The 21,090-nt window shown below is 69.6% G+C and carries 18 protein-coding genes; 11 read left to right on the top strand and 7 right to left on the bottom strand.

Annotated features, from left to right (window positions below; translation table 11 throughout):
- Positions 1 to 351: 351 nt before the first annotated feature.
- Positions 352 to 1,206, top strand: a complete 855-nt coding sequence (locus ACH413_RS21365; RefSeq protein WP_360035302.1) for a cellulase family glycosylhydrolase — start codon at positions 352 to 354, stop codon at positions 1,204 to 1,206.
- Here ACH413_RS21365 and ACH413_RS21360 read toward each other — a convergent pair.
- From ACH413_RS21360 to ACH413_RS21345, 4 genes are read right to left on the bottom strand one after another with little or no spacing between them, the layout of a single operon-like run.
- On the bottom strand, positions 1,160 to 2,152 hold the full coding sequence (locus tag ACH413_RS21360; RefSeq protein WP_360035305.1) for an acyltransferase: 993 nt from the start codon (positions 2,150 to 2,152) through the stop codon (positions 1,160 to 1,162). The two genes, ACH413_RS21365 and ACH413_RS21360, sit on opposite strands and share 47 nt — an antisense overlap.
- Positions 2,149 to 3,102: a D-alanine--D-alanine ligase family protein gene (locus ACH413_RS21355; RefSeq protein WP_360035308.1), complete on the bottom strand. Its 954-nt coding sequence runs from the start codon at positions 3,100 to 3,102 to the stop codon at positions 2,149 to 2,151. The genes ACH413_RS21360 and ACH413_RS21355 overlap by 4 nt, the downstream gene beginning before the upstream one ends.
- The gene (gene alr, locus ACH413_RS21350) at positions 3,099 to 4,202 is read right to left on the bottom strand and encodes an alanine racemase (RefSeq protein ID WP_360035311.1); all 1,104 of its coding nucleotides are present in this window, start codon (positions 4,200 to 4,202) and stop codon (positions 3,099 to 3,101) included. The genes ACH413_RS21355 and alr overlap by 4 nt, the downstream gene beginning before the upstream one ends.
- The gene (locus tag ACH413_RS21345; protein ID WP_360035314.1) at positions 4,187 to 4,804 is read right to left on the bottom strand and encodes a M15 family metallopeptidase; all 618 of its coding nucleotides are present in this window, start codon (positions 4,802 to 4,804) and stop codon (positions 4,187 to 4,189) included. The genes alr and ACH413_RS21345 overlap by 16 nt, the downstream gene beginning before the upstream one ends.
- 166 nt (positions 4,805 to 4,970) lie before the next feature.
- On the opposite strand from ACH413_RS21345, the gene ACH413_RS21340 reads away from it, so the two are divergent.
- The 3 genes from ACH413_RS21340 (at position 4,971) to ACH413_RS21330 (ending at position 7,306) form a co-directional block, all read left to right on the top strand.
- Positions 4,971 to 5,822: an NAD(+)/NADH kinase gene (locus tag ACH413_RS21340; protein WP_360035316.1), complete on the top strand. Its 852-nt coding sequence runs from the start codon at positions 4,971 to 4,973 to the stop codon at positions 5,820 to 5,822.
- The gene (locus ACH413_RS21335) at positions 5,822 to 6,292 is read left to right on the top strand and encodes a GNAT family N-acetyltransferase (protein WP_360035318.1); all 471 of its coding nucleotides are present in this window, start codon (positions 5,822 to 5,824) and stop codon (positions 6,290 to 6,292) included. Before ACH413_RS21340 ends, ACH413_RS21335 begins: the two co-directional genes overlap by 1 nt.
- A 66-nt stretch (positions 6,293 to 6,358) precedes the next feature.
- Positions 6,359 to 7,306, top strand: coding sequence for an alpha/beta hydrolase (locus ACH413_RS21330; protein WP_360035321.1), 948 nt, complete (start codon positions 6,359 to 6,361; stop codon positions 7,304 to 7,306).
- Here ACH413_RS21330 and ACH413_RS21325 read toward each other — a convergent pair.
- Positions 7,299 to 8,594, bottom strand: a complete 1,296-nt coding sequence (locus ACH413_RS21325) for an MFS transporter (protein ID WP_396425129.1) — start codon at positions 8,592 to 8,594, stop codon at positions 7,299 to 7,301. The genes ACH413_RS21330 and ACH413_RS21325 overlap by 8 nt on opposite strands.
- Before the next feature lie 201 nt (positions 8,595 to 8,795).
- On the opposite strand from ACH413_RS21325, the gene ACH413_RS21320 reads away from it, so the two are divergent.
- Complete coding sequence (locus ACH413_RS21320; RefSeq protein WP_360035327.1) at positions 8,796 to 9,446, top strand: TetR/AcrR family transcriptional regulator; 651 nt, start codon at positions 8,796 to 8,798, stop codon at positions 9,444 to 9,446.
- On the opposite strand, the gene ACH413_RS21315 is transcribed toward ACH413_RS21320, so the two are convergent.
- Positions 9,443 to 10,420: a helix-turn-helix domain-containing protein gene (locus ACH413_RS21315; RefSeq protein ID WP_360035329.1), complete on the bottom strand. Its 978-nt coding sequence runs from the start codon at positions 10,418 to 10,420 to the stop codon at positions 9,443 to 9,445. The two genes, ACH413_RS21320 and ACH413_RS21315, sit on opposite strands and share 4 nt — an antisense overlap.
- A gap of 97 nt (positions 10,421 to 10,517) precedes the next feature.
- Between ACH413_RS21315 and ACH413_RS21310 the strand changes: the two genes are divergently transcribed.
- The gene (locus ACH413_RS21310) at positions 10,518 to 11,480 is read left to right on the top strand and encodes an alpha/beta hydrolase (protein WP_360035332.1); all 963 of its coding nucleotides are present in this window, start codon (positions 10,518 to 10,520) and stop codon (positions 11,478 to 11,480) included.
- On the opposite strand, the gene ACH413_RS21305 is transcribed toward ACH413_RS21310, so the two are convergent.
- Positions 11,464 to 13,515 (bottom strand): cellulase family glycosylhydrolase, encoded by a 2,052-nt coding sequence (locus ACH413_RS21305; protein ID WP_360035335.1) that lies wholly within the window; start codon positions 13,513 to 13,515, stop codon positions 11,464 to 11,466. The genes ACH413_RS21310 and ACH413_RS21305 overlap by 17 nt on opposite strands.
- Positions 13,516 to 13,733: 218 nt before the next feature.
- On the opposite strand from ACH413_RS21305, the gene ACH413_RS21300 reads away from it, so the two are divergent.
- The 5 genes from ACH413_RS21300 to ACH413_RS21280 all read left to right on the top strand — a co-directional run bounded on the left by ACH413_RS21300 (position 13,734) and on the right by ACH413_RS21280 (position 21,090).
- A complete protein-coding gene (locus tag ACH413_RS21300; protein WP_360035338.1) occupies positions 13,734 to 16,376 on the top strand; it encodes a glycoside hydrolase family 9 protein in 2,643 nt (880 codons plus the stop codon).
- A 112-nt stretch (positions 16,377 to 16,488) separates the two neighbouring features.
- Positions 16,489 to 17,511, top strand: a complete 1,023-nt coding sequence (locus tag ACH413_RS21295) for a LacI family DNA-binding transcriptional regulator (RefSeq protein ID WP_360035341.1) — start codon at positions 16,489 to 16,491, stop codon at positions 17,509 to 17,511.
- 527 nt (positions 17,512 to 18,038) lie between these two features.
- Positions 18,039 to 19,319, top strand: a complete 1,281-nt coding sequence (locus tag ACH413_RS21290; RefSeq protein WP_360035344.1) for an ABC transporter substrate-binding protein — start codon at positions 18,039 to 18,041, stop codon at positions 19,317 to 19,319.
- A gap of 74 nt (positions 19,320 to 19,393) precedes the next feature.
- Positions 19,394 to 20,278: a carbohydrate ABC transporter permease gene (locus ACH413_RS21285; protein WP_396425128.1), complete on the top strand. Its 885-nt coding sequence runs from the start codon at positions 19,394 to 19,396 to the stop codon at positions 20,276 to 20,278.
- Complete coding sequence (locus ACH413_RS21280; protein WP_360035350.1) at positions 20,278 to 21,090, top strand: carbohydrate ABC transporter permease; 813 nt, start codon at positions 20,278 to 20,280, stop codon at positions 21,088 to 21,090. Before ACH413_RS21285 ends, ACH413_RS21280 begins: the two co-directional genes overlap by 1 nt.

Below are 21,090 nucleotides of genomic sequence, written 5' to 3'. Positions count from 1 at the left end.
CCCCTTCTCCTGCCGCCTGTTCTAGCCGGAGAAGGTTCTTCACGGTCGAGGCCGTGAGCTGAAGAAACAACGGTGAACAACCCCGCGATCTTGACGTTTCCCGAACGAAGTCCGAACCACGCCCGGATCCCGCTGCGGCACCGTATCGACCCGAACGGTTCTTGCCGATCTTGAGAGGGGACTTCTCGTGAAGCTGAGACAGGTGGTCTTCGGGTTGGCCACGGCGGTCGTGCTGGCGCTGGGCAGCGTGCCCGCGAGCGCGGCCGCACCGGCCCGACTGTCGGTGTCCGGGGCGGACGTGGTCGATCCGGCCGGGCACCCGATCGTGCTGCGGGGCTACAACTGGGGGCAGTGGGGACGGTCCAGCCGCAGGACCCCGCCGACAACGTGGCGGCGGGCGCGAACTCGGTGCGGATCCCGTTGCGCTGGTGGGGCGAGTGGAAGGACGGCGTCGACAGCCGCGATCCGGATCCCGCGAACCCGAGCCACATCAAGGCCGGTCACCTGGCGTTGCTCGACCAGACCGTCGAGCAGGCGAGCGCCGCGGGCCTGTGGATCACGTTGTTCGTGGACTCGGACCACGGGCAGGGCGCGGGTGGACGCCCGGACAACTTCTGGACGAACGCCGCGATGAAGCAGGAGTTCAAGGAGGTGTGGCAGTTCCTCGTGCGGCGCTACAAGACGAAGGCGTTCGTGGGGGCGTTCGAGATCCTGCCGGAGCCCAAGCCGATCGGGGTGAGCGACGCCGGGGTGAAGGCGTTCTACGACGAGATGATCGGCGTGACCCGCGGTGTCGACCGCCGAACCCCGATCGTCGTGGGGCCCAACGACAACTACAGCTGCGCCCACCTCGAAGGCGCGTACACGACGGTGGACCCGAAGGTCATCTACACCTGCAACTACTTCATCTTCGCCGAACCGCTCAACCGGATCGGGCAGATCACCGGTTTCCGGGCCGCGCACGACGTGCCGGTGTGGATCAACCAGGTCGGCGTCGAGAGCGGCGACGACGACGCGAAGTCGAAGGCCCGCAAGGTTCTGGGGGCCTTCGACGACAACGGCATCGGCTGGGCGTGGTGGACCTACCGGATCAGCGGCACGAACCCGGACACGCACGGCATCTACTACGCCGACCCCTCCGAACCGGACGGGTGGCACCTCAAGCCGGGCTGGCTCGCTCTGGTGAACGGCTACCTCGCCGCATGACCGGTTCCTCGACGTAACGCCAGCTGAGCGCCGCCGCCACGATCGTGAGTACCGCCGCGATCGGCCCGGCGGCGGCGCCCAGTTCCGGCCGCAGCCACAGCGTCAGCGGGTAGTTCCACAGGTAGGCGCCGTAGGACAGGGTGCCGAGCGCCACCAGCGGGCGGATCGGCGTCGCCACCTGCTCCCACTTCGACCAGACCAGCAGCAGCACGGCCGTGCAGGCCGCGATCGCCGGGCCCGCCACGAGGTAGGTCAGCGCGTGGCCCCGCAGCGGGATCACCGAGAGCACCGCCAGACCGGTCAGGGCGATCGGCACGGCCCAGCGCGGCGCGGTCGTGAGTTTCAGCCTGGTCGCGGCGCCGATCACGAAGCACACGAACCACGACGTCGGCAGCGCGTAGGCGTTGTCGGCGTTCGGCCACAGCCAGACGAGCGTCGCCGTGCAGGCGGCCAGTGCCGCGAGCGCCGTGACGACCAGGGCCGCACCGGTCCGGTTGCGCACCCACGCGAACGCCAGCAACGCGGGCCACAGCAGGTAGAACTGCTCCTCGGTCGCGAGCGTCCAGCCGTGGAACGCCGCCGGACTGACCCCGCTGATGGGCAGGTTGCCGGTGAACGTGACCAGCACGACCACCGTCTTGAGCAGCTTGTCGCGCTCCCCCAGCGGATCGAACACGAGCGTGACGATCGCGAAGATCGCTGTCAGCGCCAGCAACGCGGGCAACAGCCTGCGTGCCCGGCGCAGGTAGAACCGCTTGAAGTCGACGCGTCCGGTGTTCGTCAGCTCCCGTTGCAGGACACCGGTGATCAGGTAGCCGCTGAGCGTGAAGAACACGACCACGCCGACCACACCCGCACCGGGGAACACGTCAGGGAACGCGTGGCGCAGCATCACGAGAAGAATCGCGATGCCGCGCAACACGTCCAGCCCGGCGATCCGCTTCACCGCATCGCTCCCCGGACCAGCTTGTCCAGCAGGTCCGAATAGGACAGTCCGGCGGCCGCGAACATCTTGGGCACCTGGGACTCCGCCGTCATGCCCGGCATGGTGTTGACCTCGTTGAGCACCAGGCCGTCCTTCGTGAGGAAGAAGTCGACCCGCGCCAGGCCACGGCAGCCAAGCGCCTCGTAGACCTTCAAAGCCGCGTCTTCCAAAGCCTTGAGCTCGGTGTCCGCCACCGGGGCCGGGATCAGGAAGGTGGCGCTGCCGTCGTACTTCACGGCCGTGTCGAAGAGCCCGGGCACCTGGATCTCCAGCGGCGGCCCGGTCCTGCGGCCCTGCTCCGGGTCGTCGAGGACCGCGATGTCGATCTCCCGGCCGTCCAGGACCTCCTCGACCAGCACGCGGTCGTCCAGTTCCAGTGCCTGGCGCACAGCGGGTTCGAGATCCTCCTCGCGTTCGACGAGCTTCACCCCGAAACTCGACCCCGCCGCCACCGGCTTCACCACCACAGGACCGGTGAAGTCCACAGTGGACGAATTGGTGACGAGAACGGCCTTCGCCGTGCGCACCCCGACGGCCTCGGCGACGAGCTTGGTCGCCCACTTGTCCATCGCGAGCGCACCGGCGCGCAGCGGCGAGCCCACGTACGGCACGCCGGCCAGTTCGCACAGGCCCGCCAGCGTGCCGTCCTCACCCAGCGGCCCGTGGACCAGCGGCAACACGACGTCGCAGGTCGCGATCACGTCGAGCGCGGCGGCGAGACTGCCGGACGTCAGCGTGTCGAGCACCTGGCCGTTCTGGCCGTACCACCGGCCGTCGCGGCCGATCGTGAGCGCCACGGCCTCGTACTTCGTCAGGTCGAGCGCCGCGCGCACCGACGCCGCCGACGCCACGGAGACGTCGTGCTCGCAGTTCTGCCCGCCACCGATCACAGCGACGCGGATCCCCCTCATCGAATGCTCCTCCGCACCCTCGCCCCGATGCCCGTCACGATCTCGTGCGGGATCGTTCCCGCCCACCGGGCCCAGTCCCCCGCCGTCGGCTCGCCGCCGTCCCCCGGCCCGAACACCACCGCCTCGTCCCCCGGCTCCACCACGTCGTCCCCGACGTCGACCACGACCTGGTCCATCGAGATCACCCCGGCGACCGGCCGGCGCCGTCCCGCCAGCCACACCTCCGCGTTGCCGGAAGCGTTGCGCGGCAGGCCATCCGCATAGCCCACCGGCAGCAACGCCAACGTCGTCGCACGGTCCGCCACGTACGCGTGCCCGTAGCCGACCCCGGTTCCGGCGGCGACCCGCCGCACCTGGACCACCGGCGCCGTGAACCGCAACGCGGAGCGCAGCCGGGTGGTCCCGGACGGGTCGATCCCCACCAGTCCGGCCCCGATCCGGACGACGTCCAGGTGGGTGCCGGGGTCCGTCAGCGCGGCGCTCGTGGCCGCGAGGTGCCGCACGGACGGCCGCAGGCCCGCCTGGCGCGCCATCGCGACTCCCCGCAGCAGCGCGCGCTTCCCGGACTCATTCGCTCCAAGAGTGTCCGCACAAGGCAGATGTCCCATCACTCCGACGACCGAGACCCTCCCGGCCAGTTCCGCACGACGTGCCGACGACATCAGCGCTAGCCAGGTCTCCGGCGCGGCCCCGTCGCGCGCCATTCCCGTGTCCAGCTGGAGGTGCACGCGCACCCCGGCCTCCATCCCCGCGAGGTGCTCCAGGCTCGGCACGCTCAGGTCGATCCCGTACCGGACCGCCGTCCGCACGTCGGCGTCGACGGGGTTGAGCCAGCTCAGCACCGGAACGTCCACACCGGACTCCCGCACCTGCACGGCCTCGTCGAGAGAGGTGACCCCGATCCAGGTGGCACCAGCGGCCACGGCGGTCCGGGCGACGTCGCCCAGCCCGTGCCCGAACCCGTCGGCCTTCACCACCGCCATGACGCCACCTCGGGCCAGCGACACGAACCGGCGAGTGTTGGCGGCCACCGCGGCGAGGTCGATCGAGAGCGACGCACTGGCCGAGACCTGGCGCAGGCTCGTCACGCGCGCGCCCACGCAGGCACCTCCACTGGTCCGTAGACGGCGTGGTCGGCCCCGGTCAGCAACGCCCAGTAGCGGTCGCCGTAGGACCAGTGCCACCACTCGGTCGGATAGTTGATCAGGCCGGCACCACCGAGGGCGGCGGCCAGCACCGTCCGGTTGTGCCGGGCCTCCTCGTCGACCGGCGCGGCGAAGAAGCAGGTGCCGTCGCTCTCCTCGGGAGTGGCGTCGACCTCCGTGCCCATCCACAGCTCGGCCCCAGAGGTCGTGACCAGCGTCAGGTCGACTGCGGCACCCGCGACGTGCGGCGCGACGGCCAGCGGCGCGACGAACCGGCTGGACAACCGGCCGAGTTCGACGGCGTCGGCCGCGGGGTGCAGCTCACGCAACTCGGCGGTGTACCGCTCGATGATCGCGCTCTGGTCGGCGATGCTGCGGTGCCCCTCGATCACCCGCAGGTCCACACCGGACGGAAGCAGCGCGCGGGCCACGTCGAGCCGCCGCGCGAGCCCTTCCCGCACCCACACTCCAGGTGCGTGGTCCAACGGCACCAAAGGATCCCCGTTGTCGAGCACGCGGACGGCGCGCACGATCGGATCGGCTAGCAGGATGGTCATGTGGCCAACCTAGAAACGGAAGTCCACTCCGGACTCCTCCTCGAGGTCACGCCCGCCCGCCGAACGGCCGGTTCGCACACGTGGGCATCAGCCGTTCGGACGAGGGGCGCACGTCCGTCCAGAATTCGGCAGACTGGCGTCGTGACCCGACAGAGGACGAACTGACGTGCACGCCGCCGGCCTGGTGCTGCACCCGCAACGAGACTCCGCCGCCGCCGTCGAGGCAGTCCTCGGCTGGGCGACCAACCGCGGTGTCGAGATCCTCGGCATCTCCACCGAGATCCAGCGCCTGCGCTGCGAGGCCACCCCGGTCACCGCGGAGGAACTGGGCCGCCGCGCCGACCTGCTGGTGAGCCTCGGCGGCGACGGCACGATGCTGCGCGCCATGCGCATGGCCGACGGCGAACGAGCCCCGGTCCTCGGCGTCAACCTGGGCAAACTCGGCTTCCTGGCCGAGGTGGACGTCCCGGACCTGCCCGCCGCCCTGAGCGCCATCGACGCCCACGACTTCACCGTCGAACCCCGCCTCGCCGTGGACGCGCACTTCAACGACCAGAAGGTCACCGCGTTCAACGACGTCGCCGTCGTCCGCATCCCCGGCGAGGGCAGCGCCCGCGTGGCCGTCCGCGTGGCCGGCCAGCCGTTCGTCAGCTACGCCGCCGACGCCGTCATCGTCGCCACCCCGACCGGCTCCACCGCCTACAGCTTCTCCGCGGGCGGCCCGATCACCAGCCCGTCCGTCGAGGCCCTGCTCGTCACCCCGGCCGCCCCGCACTCCGCCTACAGCCGGGGCGTGGTGCTGTCGGTGAACGACGAGGTAGACCTCGACCTGCTGCCGTCCAGCGGCCGCCTCGCGGTCGAGGTGGACGGCATGGTCGCGGGCTACGTCGAACCGGGCCAGCGGGTGTCGTTGCGCGGCCGTGCCGGCGCCGCGCGGGTGGTGCGGCTCGGGATGACGACGTTCTACCAGCGGGCGCGCCGCAAGCTGCGGCTCACGGACTCCGCCGAGCTGGGGTGATGCTGCGCGAGTGGACCGCCGAGGACGCGGCCTGGTACGCGGAGGTCACCAGGGACCCGGAGGTCCAGCGCTACACGACCGACCCGCCCACGATCACGGAGGCGCAGGTCGCCGACGCGATCAGGGCGTTGCCCACGAACCCCGCCACCGCGTCGTTCTGCATCGAGGACGCGGGGGAACGCTGCGGCAACGTGGCCGTCGACTTCGAGGACGGCATCGGCCACGTGTCGTACCTCGTGGCCGCTCACGCCCGCGGCCGGGGGCTGGCGACCAAGGCGCTCACCGAGTTCGTCGCGTGGATCCTCGCTCACCACACCGTCGCCGAGCTGAGGTTGTGGACGCACCGCGACAACGTCGGCTCCCGCAAGGTCGCCGAACGCGCCGGGTTCGTCCGCGATCCCGCCCGCGACGAGGACCGGGAGGTCAAGGGCGCCGTCTGGCCGACGGTCGCCTACCACCTCGTCCCCTGATCTCCAGTCGTGCTCGAGCGCCGCTTGTTCGGATGTCCGCGCCGAGCAACGGATGGGGGCAAGGACATGGAACTGAACAGGCGCAGAGTGTTCGCGCTGGGTGCGGGCGCCGCGCTCGCCGCGAGTGCCGGGACCGCCGGTGCCGACGCCGAGCGGAAGGTCGCCGAGCCGGACCTCCCCGGTTTCAAGCACAACTACGCACAGGTCAACGGTGTGCGCCTGCACTACGTCACGGGTGGCAAGGGCGAGCCGCTCGTGCTGCTGGCGGGATGGCCGCAGACCTGGTGGCTGTACAACAAGATCCTGCCCGCGCTGGCCGCGAAGTTCCGGGTGATCGCGGTCGACATGCGCGGGCAGGGCGGATCGGACAAGCCGGCCGGCGGGTACGACAAGAAGACGATGGCGACGGACCTGCACGAGCTCGTCAAGAAGCTCGGGTACGCCAAGGTCAACGTCGTCGGGCACGACCTGGGCAGCATGGTCGCGTTCTCCTTCGCGGCCAACTTCCCCAACGCGACGAAGAAGGTCGCGTTCATGGACGTGCTGCACCCCGACGAGAGCTTCTACCAGATCCCGTTGCTGCCGCCGCCGGGCATGTTCAGCGTGTGGTGGTTCGCGTTCAACCAGGTCGTGGGGCTGCCGGAGCAGCTGCTGGCCGGGCGGTTCCGGTACCTGATCGACTGGCTGTTCGCGAACACCGCGTTCACGCCGTCCGCCATCGACGAACGCTCGCGGCGGATCTACGCGCAGAACTACAACTCGCCGGACGCCATCCGCGCCAGCAACGGCTGGTACCAGGCGTTCCACCAGGACATCGCGGACGGCAAGACGTACGCCAAGCTCGTGCCGCCGGTGCTGGGCCTGGCCTCGATCTCCTCCTACGACCAGTTCCTCGGGGCGCTGCCGAACGTCGCGAACCAGTTCGAGGTCGTCCGCGTCGACGGGTCCGGCCACTGGCTGGCCGAGGAGCAGCCGGACTTCGTCACGGGTGAGATCGTCCGGTTCTTCAGCTGACCTGCCTCACTGGACTTGCCGAGGGGATGAACGCCGCGACCACGGCTGCGAGCAGCGCGGTCGCGGCGCCCAGGCCCAGGATGAGCTGGAAGCTGAACGGCACGCCGACCTGCGTGAGCACGACGCCCGCCACGGCGCTCGACACCGACGTGCCGATCGCGCGCATCAACGCGTTGAGGCTGTTGGCCGCGGCGGTCTCCGAGGTCGGCACGGCGCCCATGATCAGGGCAGGCATGGCGCCGTAGCCGAGGCCGATGCCGGCCCCGATCACGGCCGAGATGATGACGAGCTGCCACACCGCGGTCAGCATGAAGATCCCCGCGCCGTACCCGAAGGCGACCACGAGCGTGCCGAGGATCAGCGTGGCGCGCGGGCCCCGTGCGTTCGAGATCCGCGCGGCCACCGGCGACGTCGCCATCATGACCAGTCCGGACGGCACCAGCACCAGGCCCGTGACCAGCAGCGACTGCCCGAGTCCGTGGCCCGTCGAGGTAGGCAGCTGCAGCACCTGCGGCAGCACCAGCGACTGCGCGAACATGGCGAACGCGAACACCAGCGACGAGATGTTCGTCAGCAGCACCTGACGCCGGGCCGTGGTGCGCAGGTCGACCAGCGGCCGCGGTGACCGCAGCTCCCACCAGCCCCACAGGCCGAGCACCGCGGCCGCCACGACGAACAGGCCCGTGACCGTGCCGCCGCTCCACACCGACGCCTTCGACACCCCGAGCAGCAGGCAGACCAGCGCGACCGACAACCCCAGGGCACCGGGGACGTCGAACCGCCCGCCGCTGCGGACCGGGGACTCGGGCACGCAGACCAGCACCGCGGCCAGCACCAGGGTGCCCACGCCCGCCGACGTCCAGAACAGCATGTGCCAGTCGGTCTGCTCGACCAGGATCGCCGCCGCGGGCAGGCCCAGCGCACCGCCGACGCCGAGCGAGGCGCTCATCAGCGCGGTCGCCCCGGCCAGCCGTTCCACCGGCAGTTCGTCCCGCATGATGCTGATGCCGAGCGGGATGACACCGACCGCCAGTCCCTGCACCACGCGTCCGATGACGAGCGGCACCAGCGAGTAGCTCAGCGCTGCGATCACCGAGCCCACGACCAGCAGGACCAGGCTGACGACGAGCATGCGGCGCTTGCCGTACATGTCGCCGAGCCGGCCGACGACGGGCGTCGCGACCGCGCCGGCCAGCAGCGTCGCCGTGATCACCCAGGTGGTGTCGCCGGGCGAGGAGTTCAGCAGCGAGGGGAACCTCGGCAGGAGCGGGATGACCAGGGTCTGCATCAGCGCCACCGTGATGCCGCCCAGTGCGAGGACTGCCACGACGACGTTCGGACGGGTCACCGGAGGCGTTTCTTCGAGGAGCACGCCACCGAGTCTAAGTCAGTCACTTGACTTAATCTGGAGCGGGCGGGCATCTTGAACGCCCCGCGCGCAGGATGTCCGCGATGTCCGGAGCAGCTCCCGGTGGAAGATGGTGACGTGATGAGCAAGGTCGACAACCCGACGAGGGCCGAACGGGCGCACGCCACCCGTGAGCTGATCCTGACCGCCGCGGAACGCCTGTTCGCCGAGCACGGGGTGCTGGCCGTGTCGAACCGCCAGGTCAGCGAGGCGGCGGGCCAGGGCAACAACACGGCCGTCGGCTACCACTTCGGCACCAAGGCCGACCTCGTCCGTGCCATCGCGCGCAAGCACCTGGCCCAGGTCGAGGAGATCCGGCAGCGCATGGTCTCCGAGCTCGGCGACTCCCCTGACATCCGGGACTGGCTCAGCTGTCTCGTCCGGCCGGTCACCGAGCACCTGGACGCGGTCGGCAGCCCCACCTGGTTCGCCCGCTTCGGCGCGCAGGTCATGACCGACCCGACGCTGCGGCCGATCATCATCGAGGAGACCCGCTCGTCACCGTCGCAGGTGCGCATCCTGGCGGGCCTGAACGCCTGCCTGGCCGACCTGCCGGACGACGTGCGCGCCGAACGCCACGACATGGCCCGCCAGCTGCTGGTGCACATGATCGCCGAACGCGAGCGCGCCCTGGCCGACAACACCCCGACCCCGCGCGCCAGCTGGCACGACACCGCGACGGGCCTGGTGGACGCGCTCGTGGGCCTGTGGCGGGCACCCGTGAGCGGCTAGTCCAGCAGACGCCGCAACATCAACGCCAGGTGGAGCCGGAACCGGCCCGCCGAGTCGAGTTCGAACCCGAGCACCGACTCGGCGCGGGCGAGCCGGACGGTCATCGTGCTGTGGTGCCGGTGCAGCACCGCCGCGGCCTTGCGCACCGAACCGGTGGCGCACAACGCGTCCAGCATCGTGATCATGCCCGGTTCCGCGGCCAGCCGGTCGAGCGCGCGCACGTCCGGCAGCGCCGCGATGTCGGCGGAGTCGAGCTGGTCGGCGAGAAGTGCCAGCCCGCCAAGCCTTTCCCACCACACCACCGGCTCACTGTCCGATGTGTACCGCAACGCCGTGCGCGCGGCGTGCCACGCCCTGGCCGCGTCGATCGCGGGCAGCAGCGGCCCGACGCCGAGCCGCCCGTCCACGGCGGGGACGTCGGTGCTCAGCACCGCCCGCACGTCGCCCAGCAGCACCGACCGGCCCGGCACCTCGCCGGTCGCCGCGAGCACGCGCAACGGTGCCGTGGCGGCAATGCCGAGCAGGTGCAGGGCACGGGATCGTTCCGCGGTACCAACGCTTTCGGACAGCACGAGCTCGATCAACGCCGGATCACCCAGCTCCGGCAGCGGCACGCTGGAGTGCTCCAACAGCACGGCGGCGGCGATCGCGAACCGTTCCAGCAACATGTCGTCCAACGGTGCGGGCGTGCCCTCGCGCGCGACCCAGACCTCCACGCCGCCTTCGAGAGCGCGGACGGAGGCCCGCGCGGGCGCCGGGCCCGCCGTGACGGCACCACCGGCGTCGGCTCGCAGCGCCAGGCCCTGTCCCGGGGCGCTCAGGCCGACCGGGCACCCGGCGAGTTCGGACGTGCTGCGCACCAACGCGTCCAGGCCCGCGCGCTCGGTGATCAGGCGATCGAAGAACCCGATCACCCTCACCGCGCTCTCGGCGTCGGCGTCCAGCCCGGACAACCTCAGCAGCAGGCCTCGCATCACGCCACCATAGCCCCGACAGGTGGCTGGCCGGAGGCCCCGATCTCCCGCCACCTGTCGGCTGCCCACACCGACGTCACACCCCGAGGATCAGTGCATGAGCTACAACGTCGATCCCGAACTGCTGCCATGGCTCGACATGCTGCCGTTGGTGGCCCTGCCCGACTACGAGGCGCTGCAGGCGGCGCGCGGCCAGCAGTCCCAACTCAGCGATCTCATGCCGGCCTACGAACCGGCGAACCCGATCGACGTCCGGGACGTCACGGTGCCCGGCCCGTCCGACGCCCCGGACGTGCCGGTGCGCGTCTACAGCCCGGCGAACCGCGAGGGCCTGGTGCCGGGACTGGTCTACGTCCACGGCGGCGGGTTCGTGCTCGGTGACCTCGACACGTTCCACGCCCACGTCCTGCGCCTGGCCGACGAACTGGGCATCGTCATCGTGTCGGTGGACTACCGGCTCGCGCCCGAGCACCCCTTCCCCGCTCCGGTCGAGGACTGCTACGCCGCGCTGAAGTGGACCGCCGAGAAGGCGGGCGAGCTGGGCATCGACCCCGCACGGCTCGGCATCGGCGGCGAGAGCGCCGGTGGCGGCCTCACCGCCGGCACCGTGCTGATGGCACGCGACCGCGGCGGCCCCGAGCTGTGCTTCCAGTTCCTCGGCATCCCCGAGCTCGACGACCGGCTCGGCACCGAGTCCATGACCGACTACGTCGACACCCCGATCTGGAACCGCCCCAACGCCGTCTACAGCTGGACGGCCTACCTCGGCACCGAACCGGGCGGGGACGACGTCTCGCCGTACGCCGCCCCGGCCCGCGCGACCGACCTCAGCGGCCTGCCGCCGACGTTCGTGTCGACGTGCCAGTTCGACCCGTTGCGCGACGAGGGCGTCGAGTACGCGCGCCGTCTCGCACACGCGGGCGTGCCGGTCGAGCTGCACCTCTACCCCGGCACGTTCCACGGTTCGTCGATGGTGGCGAGCGCGGAGATCTCGACCCGGATGTTCGCCGACGAGATCGCCGCGCTGCGCCGCGGGCTGAAGGTCACAAGCTCCCCGTGACCGCGCTGCCCGACCTGGTGACGTAGTAGGTGACGGTGGCGCCACTCCAGTAGTGGAACGTCAGCGTCACCCGCGCGTTGTCGTTGACCTCGGCGAAGAACTCCGGCGTGAGCGTCGTGGCGCCGGTGGTGTAGTTCGGCGCGAACGCCCGGTCGAACTCCTTGAAGGAAGTCCAGTTGTGCGGGCCGGCGTTCGACCCGTCCGCGTACTTCGCCTCCATCGTGGCGAGCAGGTCGCCGCGGAAGGTGGTCGGGATCGAGAACGCGGCGGTGGTGCCGGTCGCGGCGGACAGCACCGGGACGTCGTGGGTGATCAGGTTGATCCGCCACGGCACTCCGGCCGAGAACTGGGCCGACAGCACGGCGTTCGTGCCGTAGGCCCGTGATCCGCTCAGCCGGGTCATCGCCGCGGCGGTCAGCGTGAGCTGGTCGCCGGAGATCGTGTAGTCGGTGCCGCGCACCAGTTCTGTCGTGCCCTGACGCAGGCCGGTGAACGTGGTTCCGTTGGTGTTCAACGTGATCGTCTTGGCGGTGACGGCACTCGACTTCGCACTGAACACCTGGTCGCTCGACGCCGTGCCGGAACGGGTGGCCCAGCTCGACTTGATCTGCGCGATCAGCTCGGGATCACTCCACTGGAACGACGTGCGGCCGAGGTGCTGGCCGTTGTCCCACAGCATCGTGGTGATCTTCTTGGTGCGCGCGTAGTAACCGAGGTGCTCGAAGAACTTCAGCTTCTCGCCCTGCTCGATCGTGCCGGTGTGCCGGTCGAATCCGAGCAGCCCGTACTCGCCGAGGATCACCGGGACACCGCGGGCGACGAAGGTGTTGTAGACGCGGTCGAACGAGTCGGTCAGGTCCTTCTGGGCGGTCGCGTCATAACGCGTGCCGCCGGCCACGTTCACGCTGAACGGCCAGTACCCGTAGTAGTGCACGGTCGCGATCAGGTTGGGGTCGTTGAACCCGCGCATCGACGTCGCCAGCTCGTCGAGCCGCGCCTGGTCGGACGACGTGTGCAGGGTGGGCAGCACGAGGAGGCGGCTCGCGTTGTTGCCGCCGGAGCGCCGCACGATGTCGCGGAACGACGCGTTCAACTCGTGCAGCAGCTGGGCGCTCTGGGCGTCACCCGAGCTGCCGGTGAACTGCGGCTCGTTCACGCTCTCGAAGACGAGCTTTCCCGGCGAGTCCTTGAAAGCCGCGGCGAGCTGCGTCCAGATCGCGTTGTAGCGGGTGAGCACACCGGTCCGGTCGGACGGCATGGCCGAGATCCACTGCCACGAGTCGTGGTGGATGTTGATCATCACCTGGAAGCCGTCCGCGAGTGCCCAGCCGACGACCTCCTTGACGCGGTTGAGGTACGCCGCCTCGATCGTGTGGTCCGACGCCTGGTGCTGGCCCCACGTGACGGGGACGCGGATGCTCTTGAAGCCCTGCGCCTTCACGTTGTCCAGCAAGGCCTCCGTGACCCGCGGGTTGCCCCAGGACGTCTCGTCGCTCCCGGTCGAGTCCAGCGTGTTGCCGAGGTTCCAGCCCGGCTGCATCGCCGCGACCTGTGCCATCGCGTCGCCCGGCACCGGATTTCCCGTGGTGGTGGTCGTGGTGGTGGTTGTCGTCGGGGTCGGGCCGGTGCCGCCGGTGCAGGTGACCCCGTTGAGAGCGAACGACTCCGGCGCGGTGTTCGTGCCGGACCAGCTGCCGTTGAAGCCGAACGAGACCTTGGCGTTCGGCTCGATCACCTTGTTGTAGCCCGCGTCGGCGGCCGTGACCTGGCTGCCCGACGACGTGACGGTCGCGTTCCAGGCCTGCGTCACCTGCTGACCGGACGGCCACGTCCAGGTCAGCCGCCAGCCGTCGACCCGGTCACCGACGTTGGTCACCGACACGTTCGCGGTGAACCCGCCCTGCCACTGGCTCGGCACCGCGTAGTCCACCTTGCAGCCCGGTGCCGCGGCCGCGGGAGCCACGACCGCCAAGCCGATGCTCGCGGCCACCGACACGAACGCCGCGGTCAGCGCGACGATGCGCCTTCCGGTCATGACACCCACCTCCGCAACCTGGGAACGTTCCCAGTTCGGAGCCGGACTGTAACCAGCATCAACACGCTCGAAAAGTGAGTCGTCGAACTGTGGTCGATGCGCCGTCGAACGAGTTCACACCCCTGTCGGATCGCTTTCATGACCGTTACAGTCCCGATCTGGGAGCGCTCCCAGAAGAGTCCGAAACCCTGTCATCGGAGGCTGACGTGCAGAGTCGCATGTCGAGAGCTGTGGCAGCCGTCCTCGTCGCGGTGCTCGCGGGGATGGCCGGTCCACTGGCGCCACCATCGGCCGCCGCACCCGCGTTCAACTACGCGGAGGCGTTGCAGAAGTCGGTCTGGTTCTACGACGCCCAACGCTCGGGGGCACTGCCCGCGAGCAACCGCGTGAGCTGGCGCGCGGACTCGGCCGTGCGCGACGGCGCCGACGTCGGACTCGACCTGTCCGGCGGCTTCTACGACGCCGGTGACCACGTGAAGTTCGGGCTGCCCTTCGCGTTCAGCGTGTCGATGCTCGCCTGGGGAGCCGTGGAGAACCGGGCCGCCTACGCGGGTTCCGGCCAGCTCTCGCACCTGATGGCGAACCTGAGGCACGGCACCGACTGGATCATCAAGGCGCACCCGTCCCCGAACGTCGTCTACGGGCAGGTCGGCGCGGGCAACCCCGACCACGCCTGGTGGGGATCGGCTGAGGTCATGCCGATGGCCCGTCCGTCGTACAAAGTGGACAGTTCGTGTCCCGGCTCCGACCTCGCGGGCGAGTACGCGGCGGCGATGGCGTCGGCCTCCATGGTCTTCAAGGACACCGACCCGACCTACGCGGCCACTCTGCTCACGCACGCCAAACAGCTCTACAGCTTCGCGGACACCTATCGCGGCAAGTACAGCTCGTGCATCACGGACGCCGCGAACTACTACAACTCCTGGAGCGGCTACCAGGACGAGCTCGTCTGGGGTGCGATCTGGCTGCACCGCGCCACCGGTGACGCGAGCTACCTGACCAAGGCGAAGACGGAGTACCAGAAGCTCGGCACCGAACCGCAGAGCACCGAACGCTCCTACAAGTGGACCATCGCGTGGGACGACAAGTCCTACGGCGCCTACGTCCTGATGGCCAAGCTGACCGGCGAGCAGACCTACGTCACCGACGCCAACCGCTGGCTGGACTTCTGGACCACCGGCTACAACGGCAACCGGGTCCGATACTCCCCCGGCGGCCAGGCGGTGCTCGACAGCTGGGGTTCGCTGCGCTACGCCGCCAACACCGCGTTCGCCGCCCTGACCTACTCGGACTGGCTGTCCACACGCGACAGCGCGAGAGCCAAGACCTACCACGACTTCGGCGTACGGCAGGTGAACTACGCCCTCGGCGACAACCCGCGCAACTCCAGCTACGTCATCGGCTTCGGCACCAACCCGCCGCGCAACCCGCACCACCGCACCGCGCACGGCTCGTGGGCCGACAGCATCCAGGAGCCGACGACCAGCCGGCACGTGCTCTACGGCGCGTTGGTCGGCGGCCCCAGCACCAACAACGACGCCTACACCGACAGCCGCAGCGACTACGTGATGAACGAGGTCGCGCTCGACTACAACGCGGGCTTCACCGGCGCCCTGGCCCGCCTGTACGGCGAGTTCGGCGGCACCCCGCTCACCAACTTCCCGGTGGCCGAGACGCCCGACGGCCCCGAGCTGACCGTCCAGGCGTCGGTGAACCAGAGCGCCGCGCAGTTCACCGAGATCAAGGCGTTCGTGCTCAACAAGAGCGCGTGGCCGGCGCGGACGTTCAACGGCACGCTGCGCTACTACTTCACCCTCGACGGCGCCACCACGCCGAGCCAGATCACCGTCACCACGAACTACAACCAGTGCGGCACACCGAGTGCGCCCACGCAGTACCGCGGCGCGGTGTACTACGTGGAGATCCCGTGCCCCGGCGTGGCTCCGGCCGGGCAGTCCGCGTACCGCAAGGAGGTCCAGTTCCGGATCACCAGTTCCGGAACGTGGGACCCGGCCAACGACTGGTCCCACACGGGCCTGGGCAGCGGCAACACCGTCGCCCAGACCGACCGGATCGTGCTGCGCCAGGACGGCAGGACGGTGTGGGGCGCCGAACCCGGCGGCGTGACCGAGGACAGCGAGGCACCGTCGGTCCCGAGTGGACTGACCGCCTCGGGCGCCACGTCCACCAGCGTCACGCTGAGCTGGGCGGCCTCGACCGACAACGTCGGAGTCGCCGGGTACGACGTGCTCAACGGCACCGCAGTCGCCGGCACAGCGACCACGACCAGTCTGCGGGTCACCGGTCTCACGCCGGACACGCCGTACTCGTTCTCGGTGCGCGCGAGAGACGCTGCGGGCAACGTCTCCGCGGCCGGCACTCCGGTCGCCACGCGCACACTCCCCGGAACCGCAAGCACGCTCTCCGTGCAGCACAAGGGATCCGGCGCGGCCACGTCGAACCAGATCGGCGCCACCCTCCAGCTCACGAACCGGGGCACCTCGCCGGTCAGCCTGACCACCACGACGATCCGGTACTGGTTCACCGGCGACGCACCGGCGGCGACGTACCAGACCTGGTGCGACTGGGCGCAGATCGGCTGCGCCGGCATCCAGGTGCGGGTGGTCAAGCTCGCGACCGCACGCACCGGAGCCGACGCGTACCTGGAGGTGTCGTTCACCTCCGGCAGCCTCGCCACGGGCGCGAGCACAGGCGAAATACAGGTGAGGACCGCGAAGTCCGATTGGTCCACTTTCGTCCAGTCCGACGACCACAGCTACCGGATCAGCAGTGCTCTCACCGACTTCGACCGGATCACCGCCTACACAGGTGGCGTCCTCGCGTGGGGTGCCGAGCCCTGACGACTTCGGGACGGGACGTTCTGCGCGTGCAGGCGTCCCGCCCCGACCCCAGCCGCGTTCATGGCACAGCGTCGTGCCATGAACGCGCTCTCACGGCCCTACGATGGACGTCATGACGGAGATCGACCGGCAACGACGGCCCGGCCCCCGGATCGAGGAGGTCGCCCGACTGGCCGGGGTGTCCAAGTCCACGGTCTCCAGGGTGATCAACGACGAGCCGTACGTGAGCGCCAGGGCGCGTGACGCCGTGCACACGGCGATCACCCACCTGAAGTACAGCCCGAACCAGGCCGCGCGCTCGCTCGCGGGCAGCAAGGCGAACGCCATCGCGTTGATCGTCTCCGAGCAGAGCGGCCGGGTGCTCGGCGACCCGTTCTTCGCCGGGATGCTGCGCGGGGTGCACGCCGAACTGACCGGGCGGCAGATCCAGCTTCTGCTCATGCTCAGCCAGCCGGAGGGCCACGACGACCTCCTCACCTACCTGGCGAGCGGCCACGCCGACGGCGCGCTGCTGGTCAGCCTGCACGGCGACGACCCGTTGCCGCACCGGCTCCAGGAGATCGGCCTGCCGGTCGTCGTGGCCGGACGCCCCCTGGGCGCCGGCTCGGTCCCGTTCGTGGACTCGGACAACTTCACCGGCGGCCTGGACGCGGTGCGGCACCTGGTCTCGCTGGGGCGCACCAGGATCGCGACCGTCTCGGGCCCGCGCGACATGGCGGCGGGCCTCGACCGGCTCAGCGGCTGGCGGCGCGGGCTCGGCGAGGCGAGGCTGCCGGCGGACCTCGTCGCGGAGGCCGACTTCACACCGGAGAGCGGCGCTCGCGCGATGACCGAACTGCTCGACCGCGCGCCCGACGTCGACGCGGTGTTCGTCGCCGCCGACATCATCGCCCTGGGCGTGCTGCAGGTGCTGCACGCACGCGGCAAGCGCGTTCCCGAGGACGTGGCGGTCGTCGGATTCGACGACTCGCTGCTCGCGTCCACCGCCACTCCCCCGCTCACCACCGTCCGGCAGGACGTCGAGCAACTCGGCCGCACGATGACGTGGCGGCTGCTGGGCGAACTGGCGGGCGAGGACGGGCTTCCGCCGTCGCTGTTGCTGCCGACCTCCCTGGTGCGCCGCGCGAGCGCCTGACGCAGTGAGCGCCTGACGCCGTGAGTGCGGGACGCCGTGAGTGCGGGACACGGTGCGTGCCCGACGCGGTGCATGCCCGACGCGGTGCATGCGGGGCACGGTGCCTGCCCGACGCGGTGGGCGCGGGACGTGGTGCGCGCGGACGCCGTGAGTGCCAGACGCGGTGGGCGCCAGACTGCTACGAGCGCCAGACGCGACGAGGCCCTGACGGCTGTGCGCGCCTGACGCGGTGCGTGCCTGACGCGGCGAACACCTGACGTGGCGACCGCCTGAGGCAGCGCGTGCCTGACGCTGTGAGTGCCGGGTGCAGCACGCAGTGTTAACCCTTCGGACACACTTCCGGGAACGCTCCCAGGTTTCCCAACCGTGACCTGAGTCATGAACCACGAGGTCACCCGGCCGAGTGACGTCGAAAACGCCTGGTGCGGGCCGAAGTGTGTCTTGACACACGTTCGAAGCCAGTACGACACTCCTCCGCATCTGGGAGCGCTCCCAGACCTCGCCGCCGAGACCAGAGGAGTTCTCCCGTGCGACACCGTTGGATCAGCGTGCTGATCTGTGCCGCCACGACCGCCGCCGTCACCACAGCGTGCGGATCAGGCGGGGCAAGTCAGACCGCGGACGGAAAGACCGAACTGACGATCGCCACGTTCAACGAGTTCGGCTACGAAGAGCTGTTCACGGAGTACGAGGCGGCTCATCCGGACGTCAAGATCACGCAGCGCAAGACCGGACAGGGCCAGCCGCACCACCAGAACCTGTTCACCAAGCTGGGCGCCGGCTCCGGGCTCGCCGACATCGAGGGCGTCGAAGAGGGCTACCTCAGCCAGTTCATGTCGAAGGCCGGGCAGTTCAACGATCTCAAGGAGATCGGCCCGAAGGTCGAGGACGACCGCTGGCTGAAGTGGAAGACCGAGGCGGTCACCACCAAGGACGGCAAGCTCATGGGCTACGGGACCGACATCGGCCCGCTCGCCATGTGCTACCGCAAGGACCTGTTCGAGAAGGCCGGCCTGCCGTCCGACCCCGAGGGCGTCAAGGCGCTCTTCGCCACGTGGGACAGCTACTTCGCCGCCGGTGACCAGTTCATCGCCAAGTCTCCCGGCGTCGCCTGGTTCGACAGCGCAGCGCAGGTCTACAACGCCATGCACAACCAGCTCGAGACCGGCTACTACGACAAGTCCGACAAGCTGGTCGTCGACACCAACACCGCCATCAAGGCCAACTGGACCACGGTGACCGCGGCCGTCGCGAAGGGACAGTCGGCCCGGCTCGGCGCGTTCAGCAACGAGTGGAACACCGGCTTCAAGCTCGGCAAGTTCGCCACCAAGACCTGCCCGTCGTGGATGCTCGGCGTGGTCGAGTCCCAGGCCGGCCCCGAGAACAAGGGCCAGTGGGCGGTCACCGACGCGTTCCCGAACGGTGGCGGCAACTGGGGTGGCTCGTACCTGACCGTGCCGAAGCAGAGCAAGAACGCGAAGAAGGCCGCCGAGCTCGCCGCCTGGCTGACCGCGCCGGAGCAGCAGATCAAGGCGTTCAAGGCCAAGGGCACGTTCCCGAGCCAGGTGAAGGCGCTCGACGCGCCGGAGCTGCTGGACCAGACCAACGCCTACTTCGGTGACGTCAAGGCCGGCGCGCTGTTCGCCACGCAGGCCAAGAAGATCAAGGCCGCGCAGTACAAGGGCCCGGCCGACGGCCAGATCCAGGAGACGGTGTTCAGCCCGGCGCTGCAGTCGGTCGAGCAGGGCAAGAACGCCGACGAGGCCTGGAAGACCGCCGTCGAGGGCGCGCAGAAGGCGGCCAAGTAGTGACGGCCACTCTTTCCAAGGTGGACCGCGGGCGAGAGCAGGAGTCTCGCCCGCGGCCTCCGCGGCGGTACCGCATGTCCAATGTGGACGCCAGATTCTCGCCGTACCTGTTCGTGGCACCATTCTTCGTGCTCTTCGGGGCGATCGGGCTGTTCCCGTTGCTCTACACGGCCTACGTCTCCCTGTTCGACTGGGAGGTCGGCGCCGACGAGCCGGCGTTCATCGGCCTGGAGAACTACAGGACGCTGTTCGAGGACGACCAGTTCTGGAACGCGCTGTTCAACACCTTCAGCATCTTCGTGCTCTCCAGCGTTCCGCAGATCATCGTCGCGGTGGTGATCGCGGCGCTGCTGAACGCGAACCTGCGGGCCCGCACCGGTTGGCGGATGGGCGTGCTGCTGCCCTACGTGGCCAGCCTGGTGGCGTTGACGATCATCTTCGGCAACCTGTTCGGCCCGCAGTACGGCCTGGTGAACAGCGTGCTCACCACGGTGGGCATCGGCCCGATCGACTGGCAGGCCAGCACCTTCGGCAGCCACGTCGCCATCGCGTCGATGGTCAACTGGCGGTGGACCGGGTACAACGCGCTGATCGTCCTGGCGGCGATGCAGGCGATCCCGCGGGACGTCTACGAGGCCGCGCTGGTCGACGGCGCGAGCGCGTTGCGCCGGTTCTTCAGCATCACGCTCCCGATGCTGAAGCCGACGCTGATCTTCGTGATCGTCACCTCGACCATCGGCGGCCTGCAGATCTTCACCGAGCCGAAGCTGTTCGAGCCGGCCGGCGGCAGCGGCGGCGGCACGGAGCACCAGTACCAGACCGTCGTGCTCTACCTGTACCAGTCGGCCTTCCAGGGCCTCGACCTCGGCTACGCCTCCGCGATCGCGTGGGTGCTGTTCATGGTCGTGATCGCCGTGGCAGGCCTCAACTTCTTCATCACCAGGAGGGCCGTCCGATGATGAAACGTCCCTCCTTCGCGATCTACGGCTTCCTCGCCGCGTTCGTGCTCGGCTCCGCCTTCCCGTTCTACTGGTCGTTCCTGGTCGCCAGCCGCGACAACGCTGTCCTCACCGGCGACTTCACGCTGATCCCCGGCGGGAACTTCTTCACCAACGCGGCACGGGTGTTCGACACCGTCCCGTTCTGGAAGGCCCTGGGCAACAGCTTCATCGTGTCCGGCACCGTGACGTTCTCGGTGGTGCTGCTGTCGACGCTGGCCGGGTTCGCCTTCGCCAAGCTGAAGTTCCGCGGCCGGGGCGTGCTGTTCCTGTTCGTGGTGGCAACGTTGGCAGTGCCCACCCAGCTCGGGATCATCCCGCTGTACATGGCGATGGCCGAGTTCGGCTGGGCAGGCGAACTGGAAGCCGTGATCGTGCCGAACCTCGTCACCGCGTTCGGCGTGTTCTGGATGCGGCAGTACCTGCTCGACGCCATTCCCGACGAGCTCGTCGAGGCGGCGCGGATGGACGGCTGCAGCCTGTGGCGCGCGTTCTGGCACGTCGCACTGCCCGCCGCCCGACCGGCAGCCGCCATGCTCGGCGTGTTCACGTTCATGCAGTCCTGGAACGACTTCCTGTGGCCGCTGGTCGTGCTCAACGCCGACAACCCGACTCTCCAGGTCGCCCTGGAGAAGCTGCAGAGCGGCTACTACGTCGACTACTCGCTCGTCCTCGCCGGAACCACGCTCGCGACGGTTCCGGTGCTCATCGTCTTCCTCGTACTCGGGCGGCAGATCGTCGCCGGTGTCATGCAGGGCGCCGTCAAGGGGTGA

The organism is Lentzea sp. NPDC020367 (genome assembly GCF_044387305.1).
In the GTDB taxonomy this organism is placed as follows: Bacteria; Actinomycetota; Actinomycetes; order Mycobacteriales; family Pseudonocardiaceae; genus Lentzea.
The sequence above is the reverse complement of the archived record's forward strand: the minus strand, read 5'-3'. Positions and strand labels throughout refer to the sequence as shown.